General features: G+C 72.1%; 15 protein-coding genes and 1 pseudogene. 4 read left to right on the plus strand and 12 right to left on the minus strand.

The genetic code is table 11. From position 1 onward, the window contains the following. Positions 1–493: 493 nt before the first annotated feature. Complete coding sequence (locus BLW57_RS41300; protein ID WP_176985490.1) at positions 494–652, plus strand: hypothetical protein; 159 nt, start codon at positions 494–496, stop codon at positions 650–652. A 228-nt stretch (positions 653–880) separates the two neighbouring features. On the opposite strand, the gene BLW57_RS42155 is transcribed toward BLW57_RS41300, so the two are convergent. From BLW57_RS42155 to BLW57_RS06775, 7 genes and pseudogenes are all read right to left on the minus strand, one after another. Next, the gene (locus BLW57_RS42155; RefSeq protein ID WP_176985491.1) at positions 881–1,810 is read right to left on the minus strand and encodes a lasso peptide biosynthesis B2 protein; all 930 of its coding nucleotides are present in this window, start codon (positions 1,808–1,810) and stop codon (positions 881–883) included. Then, a complete protein-coding gene (locus BLW57_RS06755; protein ID WP_176985492.1) occupies positions 1,807–3,702 on the minus strand; it encodes an albusnodin/ikarugamycin family macrolactam cyclase in 1,896 nt (631 codons plus the stop codon). The genes BLW57_RS42155 and BLW57_RS06755 overlap by 4 nt, the downstream gene beginning before the upstream one ends. A 9-nt stretch (positions 3,703–3,711) precedes the next feature. Then, positions 3,712–3,930 (minus strand): lasso RiPP family leader peptide-containing protein, encoded by a 219-nt coding sequence (locus BLW57_RS40470; protein WP_176985493.1) that lies wholly within the window; start codon positions 3,928–3,930, stop codon positions 3,712–3,714. Positions 3,931–4,336: 406 nt separating this feature from the next. Further along, positions 4,337–5,539: an ROK family transcriptional regulator gene (locus BLW57_RS06760; protein ID WP_093472882.1), complete on the minus strand. Its 1,203-nt coding sequence runs from the start codon at positions 5,537–5,539 to the stop codon at positions 4,337–4,339. A 287-nt stretch (positions 5,540–5,826) separates the two neighbouring features. Next, a pseudogene (locus BLW57_RS43035) lies at positions 5,827–6,792 on the minus strand (FAD/NAD(P)-binding oxidoreductase); the annotation flags it as partial. Between the two features lie 592 nt (positions 6,793–7,384). Then, positions 7,385–8,806 carry an NAD(P)/FAD-dependent oxidoreductase gene (locus tag BLW57_RS06770; RefSeq protein WP_093472884.1) on the minus strand — a complete coding sequence of 474 codons (1,422 nt, stop codon included), beginning with the start codon at positions 8,804–8,806 and terminating at the stop codon, positions 7,385–7,387. A gap of 13 nt (positions 8,807–8,819) precedes the next feature. Then, a complete protein-coding gene (locus BLW57_RS06775) occupies positions 8,820–10,250 on the minus strand; it encodes an FGGY family carbohydrate kinase (RefSeq protein WP_093472885.1) in 1,431 nt (476 codons plus the stop codon). A gap of 258 nt (positions 10,251–10,508) precedes the next feature. On the opposite strand from BLW57_RS06775, the gene BLW57_RS06780 reads away from it, so the two are divergent. The 3 genes from BLW57_RS06780 (at position 10,509) to BLW57_RS06790 (ending at position 14,425) form a co-directional block, all read left to right on the plus strand. Next, positions 10,509–11,501, plus strand: a complete 993-nt coding sequence (locus BLW57_RS06780; RefSeq protein ID WP_176985494.1) for a hypothetical protein — start codon at positions 10,509–10,511, stop codon at positions 11,499–11,501. An 80-nt stretch (positions 11,502–11,581) separates the two neighbouring features. After that, the gene (locus BLW57_RS06785; RefSeq protein ID WP_093472888.1) at positions 11,582–13,114 is read left to right on the plus strand and encodes an amino acid permease; all 1,533 of its coding nucleotides are present in this window, start codon (positions 11,582–11,584) and stop codon (positions 13,112–13,114) included. Positions 13,115–13,300: 186 nt separating this feature from the next. Then, complete coding sequence (locus BLW57_RS06790; protein WP_176985495.1) at positions 13,301–14,425, plus strand: mechanosensitive ion channel family protein; 1,125 nt, start codon at positions 13,301–13,303, stop codon at positions 14,423–14,425. 42 nt (positions 14,426–14,467) lie between these two features. On the opposite strand, the gene BLW57_RS06795 is transcribed toward BLW57_RS06790, so the two are convergent. From BLW57_RS06795 to BLW57_RS06815, 5 genes are all read right to left on the minus strand, one after another. Beyond that, positions 14,468–15,904 (minus strand): MFS transporter, encoded by a 1,437-nt coding sequence (locus BLW57_RS06795; RefSeq protein ID WP_218138132.1) that lies wholly within the window; start codon positions 15,902–15,904, stop codon positions 14,468–14,470. Further along, on the minus strand, positions 15,901–17,805 hold the full coding sequence (locus tag BLW57_RS06800) for a glycoside hydrolase family 15 protein (protein WP_093472890.1): 1,905 nt from the start codon (positions 17,803–17,805) through the stop codon (positions 15,901–15,903). The genes BLW57_RS06795 and BLW57_RS06800 overlap by 4 nt, the downstream gene beginning before the upstream one ends. A 21-nt stretch (positions 17,806–17,826) precedes the next feature. After that, positions 17,827–18,258 (minus strand): DUF7144 family membrane protein, encoded by a 432-nt coding sequence (locus BLW57_RS06805; RefSeq protein ID WP_093472892.1) that lies wholly within the window; start codon positions 18,256–18,258, stop codon positions 17,827–17,829. 31 nt (positions 18,259–18,289) lie between these two features. Further along, the gene (locus BLW57_RS06810) at positions 18,290–18,760 is read right to left on the minus strand and encodes an SHOCT domain-containing protein (protein ID WP_093472893.1); all 471 of its coding nucleotides are present in this window, start codon (positions 18,758–18,760) and stop codon (positions 18,290–18,292) included. A 125-nt stretch (positions 18,761–18,885) separates the two neighbouring features. Further along, positions 18,886–19,527 (minus strand): HdeD family acid-resistance protein, encoded by a 642-nt coding sequence (locus tag BLW57_RS06815; protein ID WP_093472895.1) that lies wholly within the window; start codon positions 19,525–19,527, stop codon positions 18,886–18,888. Positions 19,528–19,566: the final 39 nt, after the last annotated feature.

The raw sequence follows: 19,566 nt of genomic DNA on the forward strand, positions 1-19,566 counted from the left end.
GACCTGCCATGTGAGCTAAATCACATATCCGTCCGCGCGGCCCCTGAAACGGGGGAGGGATCGGCCCGCCCGGACCTCCGCACGCCCCATTCGCGGTTCGCGGCAGGCGCGGGCCGGTCCCGAGCCTTCGAATTGGTCCCGGGTGGCGGTTCCGGCCTTCCCTCGTGGCCTCGGCGGCCGACCGCGCGAGCGCCGCGCCGGGCGACCACCGAACCCCAACGGGCCTTCCGTAACGGAGGGCGCAACGAAAGCGGTTACGCCATTCCGATTGCGCGTCCCGCAACCCTTCTCCGCGCGGACGCCTGCGATTTGAACACAGGCTTCCGACAAGGCGTCGGAGTTGAAGGGGGTTACGGCGACGACACATGCCGCTGATGCCTGATTGCCTTCGAACAGGTCACGGAGAACACTGAGTTGTACGAAGGAGAGGGCGCCACCGTTCGACAGTTGGAAGGAGGCGACCGATTCGCTCCGGAAAGGAGGTGACCAAGAAATGGGCGTCAGCATGACGATGACCACCCGCTGTTCGCTTTCCCTGGGCCGGGAACACGTGCGGATGGTCGTCATCGTCGTCGTCCTCGTGCTCTGGACCCTGCTCACGCGAGAGTACGGCTGGACGACTTCCATGGACACGCTGTTCGAGCGCGCCTGAGGGAGGTGATGATCCCTCACGGAGGGCGGTTGCCGCGGCCGGTGACCGCCCTTCGCGTTGTCAGACTAGCGCAGGATCGATGACGGTTGAAGGCCGTTGCCGCACCGGTTCGGCAATGTCTCTTGAAACCGCTCGGTAGCTTTGGGAAGTGCACTCGACGGGGCTGCAAATCGAAGACGCGGATCGCCGTCTTCCCTGCCCGTGGAATGCGGGTCTCACCGGACCGCATCAAACGGAGAGAATCCGGCGGAAGGCCTCGATTCCGTGATCGTCCGCCGCCTTGATCAGAACTCCTTCCGTTTCGATCCAGGCGTGGAAGCGGCACGGGTCGACGGCGGTGCCGATGCACCACACCGCCCGGCGCCCGCTCAGCGCCAGTGTCAGGAGCGTGGCGAGCGAGGTCTCCAGGCAGGCGGCGCGCCCCGGGTAGAGAGCCGCCGCGCGCCGCACCGAGGCCAGGGCCTTCGCTCCGTGCTCGGCGGTCGCCTCCCGCCGGCACCCGTACCGCTGCGTCCACCACACCACCGTCAACAAGGTGCGGAACGGCAGCCGGATGAGCAGCAGCGCGAGTAGGAACCCGAGCACTCCGAGGGCGAAGGCACTCCGCGCGGCCATCCGACCGGTGCCCGGCGGCGACAAGCGGCCGACCGCCATGGTGACCTCCGCCCCGGCACGGGAGGTCCGTTCACCCGCGGGATCCCTCCGCGCCTCGGCGACACGCCAGGACACCGGTCCGTCGTCGCGGCTTCGTCCCGCCCGGGTCCAGTGCTGCCACGCGGTCCCACGGTCCGGCGCCAGGTCCCCCGTGACGGCCGCCACCGAAGCGGCGCCCGGTTCGACCGGGGAGGCCACCGGAGCGCCCGGGAGACTTGCCGGCGACTCGCGCGGTGCGGTCGCGGAGAGCAACCCGCGGCTGATGAGAACGCCGGCGAGCCGACGGGCGTCCTGCCGGATCCGCTCGTGGTCGGGTTCGGGGAACAGACGCGTCATTTCGCGTACGCCGGCCTCGAAGTCCCGGCTGTGTCGCCACTCCTGCCAGAGGACCCGCGCCATGGGATTCATGGCGAAGCACCGGCCCGAGCGGGCGTCCAGCAGCACTGCCCCGCCGTTCGCCGCGTGACTCTCGCAGACGTAGCCCGGTACCTCCAACCGGTTCATGCCGCCCCCTCGCCGCGGCGGCGTCTCTTGAGCCATGTATCCACCCCCAGCAGACGGTTGAGCGCCGGGAAGGGTCCGGTCAGGCCCAACTCGAGGCCGTCCAGCGCGGCCGCCACCCGCGCGGGCTCCACGATGCCCAGGTCGGCGAGGCCGGACTGGGACAGCCGGACACGCAGGTCCGCCACGGCCGTTCGGAGGCCGAGGTAGTCCTCAGATGCGTAGTCCCCCTTGGTACGCCGGTCGAGCAGGGCGGCGGGGACCGCTCCGGAAAGCGCCGCGCGCAGGAGGGGCTTGACGGTGTACGGGTCTGCCTTGTGCGGCACGGGCAGACTCAAACCGGCTCGTACGACCTCGTCGTCGAGGAAGGGGGCCTGCGTCCACACGCCGAAGGGCCGTGCTGCCTCGACCAGCCGGGTCTGTACCGCCGCGGAATCCCTCAGTTCGCACAGGACCGCTCGCGCGCCCGGGGACGGGCCCAGTCCATTGCGCCTGGCCTGTGCGGCACGCTCCGCTGCCAGCTCCGCCAGGTCTCGACGGGCCCGAGAGGTGAGCCAGGTGGCCTCCACTCCGGGGGGCGGCCACCAGGCGATGGCGTCCAGCCATTGCGGCGGGTGCGGCAACGGCCGTTCCAGGCGGACGGCCAAGTCGCTCAGGGCCCGGTCCATGGGGGTGCGGGCGAGGCGCAGGGCGCGATGGGCCACCTTCGCCGGCGAGACGCGGCGCAGCCTGCCGAGCGCCAGTGCGTCGTGGGCCAGGCGGCGCGGCCCCCCTGTGCCCGGCACGTCGCCCAGATGAGCGGGTGGCGCACCCAGCAGGGCGTCTCCGCCCTCCCCCGTCAGGTGGACGCCGCCACCCCGGCGCGCGATGTCCGTCAGCCGCAGCCGCAGCCGGGCCGCAACCGCGGCGGCCGGGTCGGGCTGGTCGGCACCCGCCCGCGCGTCCAGGTCGGCATAGGGGAGCGAGGCGTCCTCGCCGAGGGTCACGTGCAGTCGGATCGCGGAAGTGCCCGCGGCGAACCTCTGCGCGTGTTCCAGGTCCCCCGCCGGAGCCTTCGGGTGGTGGTAGACGAACGCGTCCAGAGGGGACGCCGCCTCGTCGGCGGCGAGGAAGGCCAGGGATGTGGAGTCCATGCCGCCGCTGAAGTCGCTCGTGATCCGCGGCGCGTTCCGGACGCGGAGCGCGGTCGCCCGGACGAGGGACTCCCGCAGTCGGTCGGCGCTTTCCTCGAAGCACGCGTCGCCGTCGGGTTCGAGGGAGGCGTAGGTCCACCGTGCGAGGGCCTCCGTGCCGGGTCCGACGCGAAGCGCCTCGCCCGGCCCCAGTCGGCACACATCCGCGAACGCGGTGCGACTTCCGGCGAGTTCGGGTACGGCAGGACATACGAGGTATGCGGCCAGCGCGGTCGGGTCGAAGGCCTCTGTCCTCCCCGTCATGGCGGCCACCGCGGTCGCCAGCGTGGAGAGCACCGTGCGGTCGCCGTGCCGCGTGTAGTAGAGCGGGAACTGCCCGGCCAGGTCGGTGAGGGCGGTGAGACGGCCGGTGTCCTCCAGGACCATCAGCAGGTAGGACCCCGGCCATCGGGTGAGCCTCTCCCAGTCACCCTCGCGCACCGAGCGGCCCAGATCCTGGTGCATCCGCCCGGAATCGGCCAGGCACTGGCCTACGGTGAGCAGCCGGGCGCCGGGGCAGGCGGCCGTGCGGAGTTCGCCCCCGTGCCAGGGGCCCCATGACCACAGTCGGGCCGAGGGCCATACTTCGCGGGCGGGGTGCGGCAGACCTGGACCCGGCGGCCAGACTCCCGCGATCGCCGGGCCGGGCGGCAGCCCGGACTCCAGCCCTCCATAGCCTGCCGATGAGCCGGCCGCCGCGAAGGTGACGGAGCTGGCGGTCACCGGTGACACCTACCAGTAGTACTGCGCGTTGGCATCGGCGTTGCCGCTGGGAGAACTGCCCAGCGTCACGTCGCGGACGTGCCCGAGATCGACCAGAGCGGGGGACGTGTAGACGTGCGGTGGAGCAACCGGGGCACCGCCGGTCGCGACCGGCCCGTCGGCACGCGGTACCTGGCAGTCGTTCGCGGCAGTGCCAAACAGATACGGGGTCAATGCTTCGTATGTCATCGGGCCGCCTAGGGTCAAGGGCACAGCTGTTCCAGAAATTGGCAAGGGCATCGCACAAGTGGCCTTCCGGCCACCGGGCGTACCTGGGCAGTCTAATCAGCTCCGCCTGTCGTGCAGCCGCTATCCGGAAAGGGCGCCGGACCTCTCCTGCCAGGGGTTTTGGCATTCCGTACATGCGGTCGACCGCCGGCGTCGCGGGGTCGGCACAGGCCAGGCGGTGCGGGCCCTTTCCACCTCGACGAACGGGTGCCGCAAATTCGAAGTGACCCCAGGGGATTCGGGTGGCCTCTCTTTTGATTCGAAGAGCGACGCGGAAGACCGCGTGGTGCCGCGTTCGACTGCCGCCCAGTCCGGCGGCTCGAGCGTGCAGGCGCCCTCCGCAGGGCGCTCTGCGGTCTGGTCGCCTCTATCCTGCGGCCGAGAAACTCTCCTGGCCGCGGAGCCCCAGCACGAGAGCCCCCTGCGCCTCGGCCCTCGTCTTGAGTTCGCTCAGCTCGAGAGCGAAACCGGAGGCCTCCGCGACGGCTCCGGGGAGAGCGAAGCGCGGCAGTGTCTCCCTGCAGCCGGCCAAGAGGAGGTCGCACTCCGTCAGCTGACCGCCCACGACGACGACATCCGGGTTGAAGAGGTTGCACACCTGGGCGAGGAAGCGCCCCAGGGTTCGCCCCGCGTCCTCGATCACCCGTCGGCAGACCGGGTCGCCCTCCTTGTCGGCGCGGACGACGTCCTCCAGGTGCTCGAAATCCGCGGCGCCGGACCTGGGCCGGGCCACCCTCACCTGCTTCAGGAGCGCCTCGGCCCCGATCACGGTCTCCAGGCAGCCGCGTCCGCCGCACTGACACATCGCCCCGTCGGCCTCGAGCGTGAGGTGTCCCAGTTCCCCGGCCATTCCGCGGCGTCCTCGCAGAAGGAGGTTGTGGACGATGATGCCTGCCCCGACGCCGGTGGACACCTTGACGTAGACGACAGTCTCGGCGTGTTCGCGCGTACCGTAGGTCTGTTCGGCCAGAGCACCGAGGTTGGCGTCGTTGTCGATGAACGCGGGGACGCCCAGCATGCCCCCGAGGTCCCCGGCGGGGCTGTCCCCGGGGCGCCACGGATACAGGACCGGCTCGGTGAACCGATTGGTGCGCGGATCGACCATCCGGGGCACGGCGATGCCGAGCGAGAAGACCTCGCGCAGGTCACAGCCGGCCTCCCTGACCGCGTCGCGGATCATGTCCGCCACGTCCGGCCTGGCGCGGTTCCAGCCCCTGGCGACCCCTTCGGAGTTGACGCGGGTGGCTACGGTGTCGAAGTCCTTGTCGAGTCGGCGTGCGACCACCGTGACGTGATTGAATCCGAGATGCACCCCCACTCCTACGGAATCGGTCGGTACGAGACAGGCCTTGCCCGCGCGCCCACCGTCCGTCCGGCCGTTGGTGACGATTCCCTCTTTCTCCAGTTCCCGCACAGCGGTGGACACGGTGGCCGCGGAGAGAGTGGTGCGTCGGGCGATGCCGACCTGGGTGTCCGCTTTGATCGCGACTGCCAGAAGAACTTTTCTGCGGTTCTCGTTGCGCTTCGGTGATCCGGCTAAGCCGTTGAAGAATTCGCGGATGTCAGCCATGTCGCTCCCCCTGCCGTCGCCCGCCCCCGCAGGCCGACCGCTTTACTCACCGAAGGTAGCAGGTGGATCTTCGAATTGAAGGACGGACGACTTCGATTGGCGGGACGACCACCAAGGGCCTTCCATGTCCGCCATACGAACACGATCTAGCGGCTCGACTGAAATTGACCGAAAATGTCATTCGAGTGAGCATCAGACGGTGCCGATGTCTACCGAGCCGGCCTCGGGATCGAAGCGGGCGTGCCGGGCTGCGAGGGCAGGGGGACCCAGCCGTGCGTTCAGGAGGCGCTCGCCAGGAAGGCCAGGACGGCCTCCGCCACCCGGACGCCCTCGCTCGCCGCCGCACGGGCACGTTCCGCCGCATGCAGGAGGTTGCCGGCGGCGAACACTCCTGGGCGCGAGGTGTGCAGGGAGCCGTCGACGGCCGGGCCGCGGGTGGCGGGGTCCAGGGCGAGACCGCCGCGGCGGGCCAGTTCGTGCTCGGGGACGAAGTCGCCGGTGAACACCACGGTGTCGCAGGGCACTACGGCGCCGCGCCCGTCACGGTGACGGACACGCACGCCGGACAGGCGCCCGTGGCCCAGGAGTTCGGTGACGGTGGTCTCCGTCAGCAGCGGAACGCCGTGGCGCAGCAGGGCCGACCGGGCGCGGGTACGGCTCGTCCGGGCGCGCGGAAGTTCCGTGACCAGGGCGACGACCTGGGCACCGGCCGCGCGCACGGTGTCGGCCGCCGTACAGGACACGTCCTCGGCACCGACCACGACCGCACGGTTGCCGATGTGCTGCCCGAACAGGTGTACCGCTTGCTGGAGTTCACCGGTGGTGAAGACGCCGGCGGGCCGGGTGCCGGGCACCAGCCGCGCGGCACGGGGGCGCTCACGGGCGCCGGTGGCCAGGACCACCGCCCGTGCCTCGACCGTCTCGGGGCCGTCGGGGCCGGCCGTGCACAGCACCGGTCCCGCACTCCCCCAGTCCAGCGCCGAGACCCCGGTCCGTACGGCGGCACCGGCCCGTTCGGCCGCCTCCGCCAGCAGACGGGCGTACCGGGGGCCGGTCAGCGGGCGGAGCCAGGCGCCGAAGCCGCCGTGGACGCAGTAGCGGGGGACTCCGCCGGGCTGCGTGTCCCGCTCCAGTACCTCCACCCGCCCGGCACCGGCGGCGGCCAGCCTCGCGGCGGCCGTGAGTCCCGCCGGTCCGGCGCCGACCACAAGGACGTCGACGCGCCGAGGGACCGCCGGGGCCCGTGCGGGCACGATCGCGGTCGCGACGTCCGGACCGGAATCGCCCGCCGACACCCACGGCTCACCGCCGGCCACGATCCCGGCGGCACCACCCACTTCGGCCGCATCCTCACCCTTGGCCACGAGCTCCGTCTCACCGTCCGCCACGGCCGCATCCTCATCGCTCGCTACGGCCCCGCGCCCGTCGCCCGCCACGGACCCGGCAGCATCGACCACACCGGCCCCACCCTCGCTGCCGGCCACGGACTCCGTCTCACCGCCCGCCACGGCCGCACGCTCCCCGCCCGCCACGGACCCGGCAGCACCGGCCACACCGGCCACACCGGCCCCGCGCTCGCCGCCCACCACCACCGCACCCTCGCCGCCCGCCACGACCCCACGCTCCTGGCCCCCCACGGACCCCGAGCCGCCGTCGCTCGCCGACGCCCGCGGCTCACCGCCGGCCATCGCCCCGAGGCCACCGCTCGCCGGAGTCCCGACCTCGTCGGCGGCCGGGCCTCCCGTAGCGGCATCCGCGGCCGCGGCCCCGGCCACCGGCCCGACGTGACCGGGCAACGCCTCTCCGGCCGTATCGCCGGTCACGGCATCCGCACCGGCCCGCACGTCACCCCCCGTCATGTGTCACCCCGATCGGGCGCTCGAGAAGTTCCCGCACCGCGGCTCCGCAGTAGTGACCTTGGCAGTGGCCCGCCCGGGCGCGGGTGCGGCGGCGCAGGCCCTCCAGGGTGCGGGGCGGGATCGTGGCGGCGAGGGCGTCGCGGATCTCGCCGCGGGATACCTGTTCGCAGTGGCAGACGAGGATGCCGTACTCCGGGTCGGAGGCGACGAGTTCGGGCTGCCGGCAGGGGCGTGGGGCGGCCCGGCCGAGGTGGGGCATGGTGACCGGGTCCGGTTCCCGGACCGCTCCGGGGTCGAGGCCGGAGTCGGCCAGCAGACCGGCGACGTGGTCGGCGATCGCCAGGGAGGCGCTCAGGCCGGTGGAGCGGATGCCGCCGACGGTGACGTACGCCTGCCCGGGATGCGCGGTGATCCGGTAGTCCTCGTGCTCGGTGGCCGCGCGCAGCCCGGCGTAGACGGCGGTGACCTCCTCGTCGAGCAGGGCGGGCAGGATGCGGCGGCCCATCTCCCGGAGCTGGGCGAGCCCTTCGGCGGTCGACTCGGTGGCCCGTCTGTCGGACAGGTCCTCGGCGGTGGGGCCGAGCAGGACGTTGCCGTGGACGGTGGGGGCGACGAGGACGCCCTTGCCGAGCGCGGTCGGCGCCGGCAGGAGGATGTGCCGGACGAGCGGGCGGGCGAACTTGTCGTAGACGAGGAGCTGGCCGCGGCGCGGCGTGACGGTGAAGTCCTCGTGGCCGAGGAGGCGGTCCAGGATGTCGGCGTGCAGGCCGGCCGCGTTGACCAGGTACCGGGTGCGCAGGATGCCCCGGGTGGTGGTCAGGCGGTGGCCGTCGGCCGTCCGTTCCACCTCCCGCACGGCGGTGCCGAGGTGCAGGTCGGTTCCGGCCCGGACCGCCTGGGTCGCGTACGCCAGGGTCGTCGTCCACGGGCAGATGACGCTCTCCCGGGGGACGAGCAGCGCGCCGAGCGCACCGGGGCCGAGTTGCGGTTCGCGGGCGTACACCTCGGCGGAGGTCAGCAGGCGGGTGTCGGTGCAGTCGTTGCGCTCGGCCTTCCCGGCCAGCCGGGGCAGGGCGGCCAGTTGCTCCTCGTCCCACGCGACCAGCAGGGCGCCGGTCTGCTCGACGGGGATGCCGGCCTCGGCCGCGTAGGCACCGAGCAGCCGGTGCCCCTCACGGACGAGCCGGGCCTCCAGGGTGCCGGGGGTCGCGTCGAACCCGGTGTGCAGGATGGCGGTGTTGGCCTTGGAGGTGCCCTGGCCGACGTCGTCCTGCGCCTCCACGAGGGCGACGCGCAGCCGCGGGTGGTGGGCGAGCCGGCGGGCGACGGCGCAGCCGACGACTCCGGCGCCGACGATCGCGACGTCGTAGGTGTGCGCGGGCAGCGGCCCTTCCGCGGTGACCGTCACGAGTGCCTCGCCGTCACGAGCCGAGCAGGGCGGCCACGGCCGTGCGGAATCCGGCCCGGCGTTCGGCCGCCAGGTCCGCCGGGATGCGGGGCTCGTACACGGCGGCGGGCTTCGGGTCGGGCAGGGCGTCCTCGACGGCGAGGGCGGGGTCCGCGCCGAGGCGGGCGAGGGCGGCGGCGCCGAGCGCGGTGGCGTCGGGCAGCGCGGACACCTCGACGGGGCGTTGCAGCAGGTCGGCCTGGGTCTGCATGAGCAGGGCCGAGCGGGTCAGGCCGCCGTCGACGCGGAGCAGGTCCAGGGGTGCGCCGAGGTCGGTGGCGGCGGCCTCGGCGAGTTCGGCGACCTGGGCGGCGATGCCCTCGCACAGGGCGCGCACCAGGTGTCCCGGGGTGGTGTCGAGGCCCAGTCCGGTGAGGGAGCCGCGCAGGTCGCCCCGCCACCAGGGCGCGGCGAGACCGGCGAGCGCGGGGACAAAGGTGACGCCGCCGCTGTCCGGGACGGTGCCGCCGACCGGGTCGAGGTCGGCGGCCGAGGAGAGCACGCCGAGGTCGGTGAGCCAGCGGACGGCGGACGCGGCGGTGTACACCTGGCCGTCGAGGCAGTAGCTGGTGCGTCCGGCGAGCCGCCAGGCGACGCAGCTGACCAGTCCGGAGGTGCCGCGCCGGGGGGCCTCGCCGGTGTGGGCGAGCAGGAACGCGCCGGTGCCGTAGGTGCACTTGGCGGTGCCCGGGCCGGTGACGCGCTGGGCCAGCAGGGCGGCCTGCTGGTCGACGATCAGGCCGGTGAGCGGGATCTCCGGGCCGAACGCCGTGGTGGTGCCGACCGGTCCGGCGGCGTCGGTCACCTCGGGGAGCCGTTCACCGGCCAGGCCGTAGAGGTCGAGGGCGCGCGGGGACCACTCGGCGCGGTCCAGGTCGAGGAGCTGGGTGCGGCCTGCGGTGGCGGCGTCGGTGGCCCAGGCGCCGGTGAGACGGTGGACGAGCCAGGCGTCGGAGGTGGTGACGACTCCCTCGCGGGTGAGGTGGCGGCGGATCCAGGCCATCTTCGGCGCGGCGAAGTACGGGTCGAGGGGCAGGCCGGTCAGGTGTCGCAACTCGTCGGCTTGGTCCCGGAGTTCGTCGCAGACACTCTCGGCACGGCGGTCCTGCCACACCAGGGCGTCGGTCAGTGGGCGTCCGGTGGCCGGGTCCCAGGCGAGGACGGTCTCGCCCTGGTTGGCCAGGCCCAGCGCGACGACGTCCTCCCCGGCCTCGGCCAGCGCGCGGCGGCCCGCGTCGACCACCGAGTCGTACAGCCGGACCGGGTCCACCTCGACCAGACCGCCGGGCAGGTGGCGGGGGCGCACCTCGGCGAAGCCGGTGCCGAGGACGCCGCGTTCCGGGCAGACCACCAGGGCCTTGGTGCCGGAGGTGCCCTGGTCGACGGCGAGCACCGGACCCGTCATCGCTCCCTCTCCCGTACGCCGGTCCCGAAGATCACCGCGTCAGCCTGCCGCCTCGCCGCAGCCCGCGTCAAGGGAGGCCGTGGACGGGCCAACTGGCCTGTTTGAAAGTTGAGTTGGCAACAATGGCCCCTGCGGAACCTCCGCCTCTATAGTGACCGCCGACCGCCACGCGACACTTCGATCACCGCCCAGGGGAGGGCTGTTGCTACGTCACCCCGCCACCTCGCCCGTGCGCCTGTGGCAGGGGGCCGACGGCTGATGGCCAGAGAAGGAGTCCGCCCCTCCTACGACCCTGCCGGCCCCGACAACGCCCTGCGCGGCGCACTCCAGGACTTGCGCACCGGACGCTGGATGGCCATGCGGACCCTGCTCGCGGACACCGCGCAGGGACGGCTGTGGACCCAGCGCACCCAGGTCCTCGCGGCGGCCGCCGCCGGTACCGACGTGGTGCGGGCCTGGCTCACCGAGGAGCCGGGCAGCGTCCACGCGGCGGTGATGCACGGCCGGGTCTCGGTGGAGCGGGCCCTGCGGGCCCAGCGCGAACGGCATCGCCGTACCCACGAGTTGTGGATCGAGGCGTGGGACGCGGCCCAGTCCGCCTCCCGCACCGCCCCGCAGGACCCGGTGCCCTGGGTGTGCCTGCTCGCGCTGGCCCAGCTCGACCCGGAGCAGCGCTGGGAGGAACACCGGGCCGCCGCACCCGAGCCGATGCTGCCCCCGGGGCCCTGGGGGCTGCTGGCCGAGGCCGGCAAGCGCGACCCGTACAACCGCGAGGCGTACCACCGCATGCTGCAGTTCCTCTACGCGCGTGGCGGCACGGGCCGGCTCGCGGAGGCCGCCGCCTTCGCGCAGTGGGCGGCCGGGCAGGCGCCGGCCGGCTCCGCGCTGCATCTGCTGCCGCTGTACGTGCGCGTGGAGCGTTACCGCCGGGAGGGCGGGCACGACGCGGCGCTGGACCTGCACTGGGTGGCGGAGGAGGCGGCCCGCGAGTCACGGCGCGCCCTGGAGTCCTGGTTCGCGCACACCCGGGTCGCCGAACGCTCGCCGCTGGACCTCAACCACCTGGCCCACGCCCTGTGGGGCTCCTTGCAGTTCCTCGACGCGGCGCGGGTGTTCGAGGAGATCGGCCCGTACTTCACTCCCCCGCCCTGGGTGCACCGCACGTCCGGCCGCGACCGTGCCGTGGACGTCTTCGTGCAGGCCCGGGACCGCTGCCGGGCGGCCGCCGACGGCTCAGCCCCGCGCCACTGAACGCTCGCCCCGCCACTGGACGCTCCACCCGACCGAACGCTCCACCCCGTCAAGTCCCCCTTGATCCCCGGAGGTTCCCCATGTCCCGCATCCCCGATCCAGCGCCCTCGCCGGGCCTGCCGCAGCAGGACGAGGAGCAGCGGCTGCGCGAACTCGGCTACCGGCCGGTGCTGGCCCGCCGCATGGGCGGCTTCGGCAACTTCGCGATCAGCTTCTCGGTGATCTCGATCCTGTCCGGCTGCATGACCCTGTACGGCTTCGGTCTGAACACCGGCGGTCCCGCCGTGATGCTGTGGGGCTGGGCCGGCGTGGGCCTGTTCGTGCTGTGCGTGGGTCTGTCCCTCGCCGAGGTCACGAGCGCCTACCCGACCTCCGGCGCCCTTTACTACATGGCCGACCGGCTCGGCGGCCGCCGCTGGGGCTGGTACACGGGCTGGCTGAATCTGCTCGGCCTGCTCGGCGCGATCGCCGGCATCGACTACGGCGCCGCCCTGTTCACCGGGGCGTTCGCCAACCTCCAGTGGGGCTTCGAACCGACGCCGGGGAGGACGATGCTGATCTTCTGCGCGATCCTCCTGCTGCACGCCACGCTGAACCTGTTCGGCGTGCGGCTGGTCAGCCTGCTCAACTCGGTCAGCGTGTGGTGGCACCTGGCGGGCGTGGCGCTGATCGTCGGCGCCCTCGCGATCGTCCCGGACCACCACCGGTCGCCGTCCTTCGTGTTCACGAAGTTCGTCGACGAGACCGGCTGGGACAACCCGCTGTACGTGGCGGCGATCGGTCTGCTGCTCGCGCAGTACACCTTCTCCGGTTACGACGCCTCCGCCCATCTGTCGGAGGAGACGTCCAACGCCTCGGTGTCGGCTGCCCGCGGCATCGTGCGGTCCATCTGGGTCTCCTGGCTCGCCGGCTTCGTGCTGCTGGCCGGCCTGACCTTCGCCATCCAGGACTACGACGCCACGCGCACCACGGAGACCGGCGTGCCGCCCGCGCAGATCCTGCTCGACGGTCTGGGTGCCGACGGGGCCAGCGCGCTGCTCCTGGTCGTGATCGTCGCCCAGTTGTTCTGCGGGAACGCCGAGGTGGCCGCGGCCAGCCGGATGGTGTTCGCGTTCAGCCGGGACGGCGCGCTGCCCGGCTCGCACCTGTGGCGCAGGGTGAGCGGCCGCACGCAGACCCCGGTGGCCGCCGTCTGGCTGGCGGTCGTCGTGGCCTGCCTCCTCGCCCTGCCGTCCCTGTACTCGGCGACCGCGTACAACGCGGTGACCGCCATCAACGTCATCGGCATCACCCCCGCCTACGCCATCCCGGTCCTGCTGCGGCTGCGCGCCGGTGACAGGTTCCGGCCCGGGCCCTGGAGCCTGGGCCGGTGGAGCAGGCCGATCGGCTGGATCGCGGTCGTGTGGGTGGCGTGTGTGACGGTCCTGTTCTGCCTGCCGCAGGCGTCGCCGGTGACGGTCGACACGATGAACTACGCGTCGGTGGCGCTCGCGGTCGTCCTGGTCCTGGCCAGCGTCTGGTGGTACGTCGCACGCCGGTCGTACGGCACGCCCACCACCGCCGCCTACGGCAGCGACCGTGACCAGGCCGAACTCGCGGAGGGCATCGTCTAGCGGCCCGTCCGCGGTGCCGGTCCGGGTGCGAACCGGCGTGCCGGATACGGCAGGATGAGCGAGCGCGTGGGCCGCCGGTGGACGGTGGGCCCCCGCGATCGCACATCCCGGACATCGAGCAGGTGACAACGTGACGAAGCTTCACAACGGGCTCTCCGCAGCCGCATCGCGACCCGGAGGTGACCGGTGAACCGCGCACTGACCCTGGACGACCTCGTGCTCGCCGGCATCGCCCTGGCGGCGGGTCTGCTGCTCGCCTTCCTGTCGCGCACGCTGCTGCGCTGGCTCGCCAAGCACGCCAAGCGCACCCGGTGGAGCGGCGACGACGTCATCGTGGACACCTTGCGCTCGGTGGTGCCCTGGGCGCTCGTCGCGGGCGGCCTGGCGGCGGCAGCGGCGGTGCTGCCGCTGACCAGGACCGTCCAGCACCACACCGACCAGGTGCTCCAGGTGTGGCTGATCTTCGTGGTGACCGTCTCCGCGGCCCGCGTGGTCGCCGGACTGGTCCGTACGGTCACCCAGTCCCGTTCGGGTGTGGCGGGCTCGGCGACCATCTTCGTCAACATCACGCGCGTCCTGGTGCTGGCGATCGGCTTCCTCGTGGTGCTCCAGACGCTGGGCATCTCGATAGCGCCCCTGCTGACCGCCCTGGGCGTCGGCGGTCTGGCCGTGGCCCTCGCCCTGCAGGACACGCTCGCCAACCTCTTCGCGGGCATCCACATCCTCGCCTCCAAGACCGTCCAGCCCGGCGACTACATCCGGCTGAGCAGCGGCGAGGAGGGCTACGTCATCGACATCAACTGGCGCCAGACGACGGTCCGCCAGCTCTCCAACAACCTGGTGGTCATCCCCAACGGCCAGCTGGCGAAGGAGAACATGACCAACTTCACCCGGCCCGAGCAGCAGCTGACCGTGCTGGTGCAGGTCGGGGTGAGCTACGACTCCGACCTCGAGCACGTCGAGCGGGTGACGACGGAGGTGGTCGCCGACGTCATGAGGGACGTCTCGGGCGCCCTCCCGGACCACGAACCCGCCGTCCGCTTCCACACCTTCGGCGACTCCCGCATCGGCTTCACGGTCATCCTCGGCGTCGGCGAGTTCAGCGACCAGTACCGGATCAAGCACGAGTTCATCAAGCGCCTGCACCGTCGCTACCGCGAGGAGGGCATCCGCATCCCGTCCCCCACCCGCACGGTGGCCCTGCAGCAGGGCTCGGTGGTCATCCCGCAGCAGCGCGCCGGGACCGACGTGGCGCCGGGCGCCGCATGGTCCGAGCAGGGCCGCAACGGCGGTACGCCGACGACACCCTGACGACGGATCCGGTCGCGGCCGCCGTCGGCGGGACGCGCTGCCCTAGGTCCGCCTTCTCGGCGTGCGGGCGGGCGTGTCGCCGGCCGGTGCCGTGGCGTCCGGTGTGCGCGGCAGCAGGGCGCCCGCGGCGAGGCCGCCGAGACCGATCACCCCGAGGGTGATCATCGCGGCGGCGTAGGCGCCCTTCGAGAGCCCGGAGACGAGGATCGTGCCGGCGATGGCCGTGCCGAAGGACGATCCGAGGTTGGACACGCTGCGGGACAGGCCCGAGATCTCGCCCTGTTGCTCCTCCGGGAAGCTGGACTGCACGACGTTCACCGACGGGGTCAGCATGACGCCCAGGCCGAGCCCGATGAGGAGGAGCCCCGGGACGAAAGCCCAGGCGGTGGAGAAGCCCCCCGCCAGGGCGACCAGCACGGCCACCCCCGCGACGGAGGCCACGAAGCCCGTCATGATCAGCGTCCGCTGGGGGTACCGCCGGGCCAGCCGCTCGGCGGACAGTGACGTCAGGAGCAGGCCCAGGGTCGCCGCCGTGAAGATCACTCCGGTCTGGATGGCGTCGTAGCCGCGCACCACCTGGAGGTAGGCGGCCACCGTGAAGGACGTGCCCATCAGGATGAGCCACTGGACGTTCTGGGTGACCAGCCCGAGGTTGGACGTGCGGTTGCGGAACAGCCCCAGCGACAGCAGCGGTTCCTGACCGGCCCGCTCCTTTGCGCCCATCGAGCGCAGGAACCAGGCGAGGACGAACACGCCGAGACCGATCAGGACGATCGTCAGCCAGATGTTGGTGTCCGCCGCCAGGATGCCCATGACCACCAGGACCAGGCCCACCGCGGACAGCACGGCCCCGGCGGTGTCGAAGGACCGGGCCGGGTCCGGGGGCAGGGGGTCCTCGATGCGGCGGCTCAGCCACACGATGACGGCGATCACGAGGGCCTGGAACACGAAGGCCGCACGCCAGCTGATGCCGGTGGTGATGAGTCCGCCGATCAGCGGTCCCGCGGCGGCCCCGATGCCGCCCAGCGCCATGATGATCCCGAACGCCCGGGCGCGCGAGGTCAGATCCGGGTACAGCAGCGTGGTGAGGATGTATACGGGCGGGATGAGCAGGGCCGTGCCGATTCCTTCGAGGATCGAGTTGCCCAGGATCAGGACGCCCAGCCCCGGGGCGGCGGCGCTCAGCAGCGCGCCGACGGCGTAGACCACAAGGCCGGTGACGAAGCAGCGCTTGCGGCCGTAGCGGTCGGTGAGCTTGCCGCCGGGGATCATCAGCGCGGCCATGACCAGCAGGAAGACCGTGATGGCGACCTGGACGCCCTGGACCGTGGTGTCGAGGTCCCGGCTGATGTCGTTGATCATCACGTTCATGTTGGAGCCGGCGAAGCTGCAGATGAACTGGGCCAGGGCCAGCGCGGCGAGGACCCGCCGCTGCTCCGGCGGCGCCTGCGCGGACCCCGTCCCACCGGCCACGGTCAGCTGCCTTCCTCAGTGTCCTCGGGGGGTACCGTCAGGCCGTGGATCAGGGGGTGACGGGTCCCTCCGGTGTCGGGCACCGTCCCCTCCCGGCCCAGCTCCTCGTCGAGCGCCATCGCCGCGGTGATCAGCGAGAGATGGGTGAACGCCTGCGGGAAGTTGCCGAGTTGCTCCCCCGACGGCCCGATCTCCTCGGCGAACAGCCCGACGTGGTTGGCGTACGTGAGCATCTTGTCGAAGGCGTGCCGTGCCTGGTGGATGCGCCCGGTGCGGGCGAGCGCCTCCACGTAGAGGAAGCTGCACAGGTTGAACGTGCCCTCGCTGCCCCGCAGTCCGTCGGGTGAGGCGGCGGGGTTGTAGCGGTAGACCAGGCTGTCGCTGACCAGTTCCTCGTCCATCGCGTCGAGGGTGCTGATCCAGTCGGGGTCCCGTGCAGAGAGGAACCCGACCCGCGGCATCAGCAGCAGCGAGGCGTCCAGGACGTCGGTGTCGAAGTGTTGGACGAACGCCTTGCGTTTGGTGTCGAAGCCCTGCTCGACGATCTGCTCGAACACGGCGTCCCGGGTCGCCGTCCAGCGGGCCACGTCGCCCGGCCGGGCGAAGGCGGTGGCCGCCCGGACGCCCCGGTCGAAGGCCACCCAGGTCATCAGCCGGCTGTAGGTGAAGTTCTGCCGGCCGCCCCGGGTCTCCCAGATGCCCTCGTCGGGCCGGTCCCAGTGGTCGGTCAGCCAGTCGAGGACACCGGCCAGCGACCGCCAGCCCCGTATGGCGCCGATGTCCCCGCCCACCGCCAGGGCGTCGGAGGCCTCGCCGTAGATGTCCAGCTGGAGCTGGTCGGCGGCCGCGTTGCCGTTGCGCACCGGCCGCGAACCCCGGTAACCCTCCAGGTGGTCGAGGTTCTCCTCGGTCAGGTGGGGGTCGCCGTCGACCCGGTACATGATCTGCAAGGGGTCCCCGGAAGCGGTGCCGCGGGCTTCGACCCGCTCGCGCAGCCAGCGCCGGAACGCGAAGGCCTCCGCCTCGAAGCCCAGGTCGATCAGGGCGCCCACCGACAGCGAGGCGTCCCGGATCCAGGTGTAGCGGTAGTCCCAGTTGCGCTCGCCGCCGACCTGCTCGGGCAGGCCCATGGTGGCCGCCGCGACGGGCGCGCCGGACGGCGCGTACGTGAGCAGTTTGAGGGTGATCGCCGAGCGGTTCACCACCTCCTGCCAGCGACCGCGGTAGGTGCAGGCGCGCAACCACGACAGCCAGAAGCCGCGGCACTTCTCGACGTCCTCGGCGACGGCGGCCAGGGAGGGCGCCGGCGGGGGCGGGCCCCCCGCGTCGGAGGTGGTCAGGACGACGACGGCGGCCTGCCCCGCGGAGAGGGTGAAACGGGCGGTGACGTCGTCGCCGTCGGCGTGCAGGCGGATCCCGGTGCTGGACTGCACGTGCAGGTCCGTGCCCGGGCCGCGCAGCACGGCCGCGTGGGCGTCGGCGAGTTCGAGTTCGTGCGGCGCCCGCCCGTAGTCGAAGCGGGGCCGGCAGCTGAAGACGAACGGCAGGCTCCCACGTACGACCCGGGCGACCCTGATCAGGGTGTGCCGGTCGGTGGGCGTCGGGGCGTGGATGGGTGGCATGAAGTCCGCCACCTCTCCGACGCCCCCGGGTCCCATGAACCGGGTGATCAGGATCGCCGTGTCGGACAGGTACAGCTGCCGGACCGTCATCCCGTCACCCTCCGGGTGCTCGGCCGCCAGGTGGCAGTGGCCCCCTCGCTCGCTGTCCAGCAGAGAGGCGAAGATGCTGGGCGAGTCGAAGCGGGGGGCGCACCACCAGTCGACCGTTCCGCCGGACGACACCAGGGCCGCCGTCTGGAGGTCGCCCACCATTCCGTGTTCCGCGATGGGCGGGTACCGGTCCATCGGTCGCTCTCCTGCCCGGCCCTACGGGCCCGTGATCGAGTCGTCCCTCTTGACCACGCACAGGGCCCAGATGATGAAGCCGGACATCGCGATCATCACGACCGACCACACCGGGTAGTACGGCAGCGAGAGGAAGTTGGCGATGATGACCAGTCCGGCGACGCCCACGCCGGCCACGCGTGCCCACGTCGCCGGCCCGAACAGCCCGACGCTGACGGCCACCGCGATCACGCCCAGGACCAGGTGGATCCAGCCCCAGCTGGTGAGGTCGAACTTGAAGACGTAGTTGGGGGTCGTGACGAAGACGTTGTCCTGTGCGATCGCCATGATGCCCCGGAAGACACTGAGCAGCCCGGCGATCATGAGCATGACGCCCGCGAAGGCCGTGAGGCCGCCGGCCCACTGCTGCTTAGCCGTGCGGGACTCCGTGTGTGCGCGAGGTGTCGTGGTCATGTGGTGCTCTCCTTCGTGTGCGTGGTACGTCTCAGTGCCCGGAGGTCGTGGGAACCGAGTCGGAGCTCCGGGCCGCTCCGGTGTCGCTGAGGACCAGCGCCTTCGCCCGGCGGAACTCGTCCTCGCTGATGTCACCGCGCGAGCGCATCGCGGAGAGCTTGGCGAGCTCGTCGGCGCTGCTCGTCCGGGTCGTGCCGCCCTGCGCGGTCTCCTTGATGTAGGAGTCGAAGGCCTCCTGCTGGGCCCGTGCCTGCTCCACCTCACGCTTCCCCATGTCCTTGCCGCGGGCGATGAGGTAGATGAAGACGCCCAGGAAGGGCAGTACGCAGACGAAGATCGTCCAGCCGGCCTTGGCCCAGCCGTTCAGTCCGTCGTCGCGGAAGATGTCGACGATGACCCGGAACAGCAGGACGAACCACAGGATCCACAGGAAGAACACCAACATCGTCCAGAAGGCGCTCAGCAGCGGGTAGTCGTACGCGAGGTAGGTCTGCGCGCTCATGTCTCTCCTCCGTCCGGGGCGCCGGCGCATCGGCTTCGCCGAACCGGTCACCACCGTTTTCAGCGTGCACACGGCGAGCAAGGGTGCGCCTCACCCGATGCGGGTGAGCGTCCGGCTCGCGGGGATCAGCCGGTCGGGCCGGTGGTGCCCGGCCGCGTGCCGCTCCGGCGCAGCGCGGCCCGCCACGCGAAGGCGGCCACCAGCTCGACCAGGCCCAGCAGGACCAGCCACAGTCCGAGCAGCCGGGTCAGCGCCCGTGCCGACTCGGAGGGGAGGACCAGCACGACGATCCCGGCGAGGATGCCGAGCAGGGCGGCGCCGAGGACGACACCGCGGTGCGGCAGGTCCTTGGCGGCGATCGCCGTGTAGAGGGTGAGGATGCCGGACGCGAGCCAGGCGAGCCCGACCACCAGCGACAGCGCGGTGATGGTCTGCAGGGGGTTGCGCAGGCACAGCACGCCCGCGAGGACGAACACCACGGCGAGCAGCAGTCCGGTGACCCTCTCGTCCTCCCGCGCGAACGCCGTCACGAACCGGATCGCGCCGGTGACGAGCAGGTAGAGGCCGATGATCACGGCGAGGACGTGCAGCGTCTCGTCCGGCCAGACGAGGATCAGCACGCCCGGGACCAGGGTCGCGATCGCCGAGGCGAGGATCCAGGTCCAGGAGCGGGCGACGGCCGTCACGGCCTCGGCGGGGCCCGTGGCCGCCTCGCCGGAAAGGTACGGCTCTCCGGTCCGCGGCGCCTGTCCACGCGACTCGGTCATGGCTCCTCCTCGCGCGGTCCGGCCAGGCCGCCTCCGGAA

It is taken from the genome of Streptomyces sp. 1222.5 (assembly GCF_900105245.1).
In the GTDB taxonomy this organism is placed as follows: Bacteria; Actinomycetota; Actinomycetes; order Streptomycetales; family Streptomycetaceae; genus Streptomyces; species Streptomyces albidocamelliae.

What these genes read in the sequence shown, in the direction of transcription:
- BLW57_RS41300 (WP_176985490.1), top strand. Translation starts at nt 494, where the DNA reads ATGGGCGTCAGCATGACGATGACCACCCGCTGTTCGCTTTCCCTGGGC.
- BLW57_RS42155 (WP_176985491.1), bottom strand. Translation starts at nt 1,810, where the DNA reads ATGAACCGGTTGGAGGTACCGGGCTACGTCTGCGAGAGTCACGCGGCG.
- BLW57_RS40470 (WP_176985493.1), bottom strand. Translation starts at nt 3,930, where the DNA reads ATGACATACGAAGCATTGACCCCGTATCTGTTTGGCACTGCCGCGAAC.
- BLW57_RS06760 (WP_093472882.1), bottom strand. Translation starts at nt 5,539, where the DNA reads ATGGCTGACATCCGCGAATTCTTCAACGGCTTAGCCGGATCACCGAAG.
- BLW57_RS06775 (WP_093472885.1), bottom strand. Translation starts at nt 10,250, where the DNA reads ATGACGGGTCCGGTGCTCGCCGTCGACCAGGGCACCTCCGGCACCAAG.
- BLW57_RS06780 (WP_176985494.1), top strand. Translation starts at nt 10,509, where the DNA reads ATGGCCAGAGAAGGAGTCCGCCCCTCCTACGACCCTGCCGGCCCCGAC.
- BLW57_RS06785 (WP_093472888.1), top strand. Translation starts at nt 11,582, where the DNA reads ATGTCCCGCATCCCCGATCCAGCGCCCTCGCCGGGCCTGCCGCAGCAG.
- BLW57_RS06800 (WP_093472890.1), bottom strand. Translation starts at nt 17,805, where the DNA reads ATGGACCGGTACCCGCCCATCGCGGAACACGGAATGGTGGGCGACCTC.
- BLW57_RS06805 (WP_093472892.1), bottom strand. Translation starts at nt 18,258, where the DNA reads ATGACCACGACACCTCGCGCACACACGGAGTCCCGCACGGCTAAGCAG.
- BLW57_RS06810 (WP_093472893.1), bottom strand. Translation starts at nt 18,760, where the DNA reads ATGAGCGCGCAGACCTACCTCGCGTACGACTACCCGCTGCTGAGCGCC.
- BLW57_RS06815 (WP_093472895.1), bottom strand. Translation starts at nt 19,527, where the DNA reads ATGACCGAGTCGCGTGGACAGGCGCCGCGGACCGGAGAGCCGTACCTT.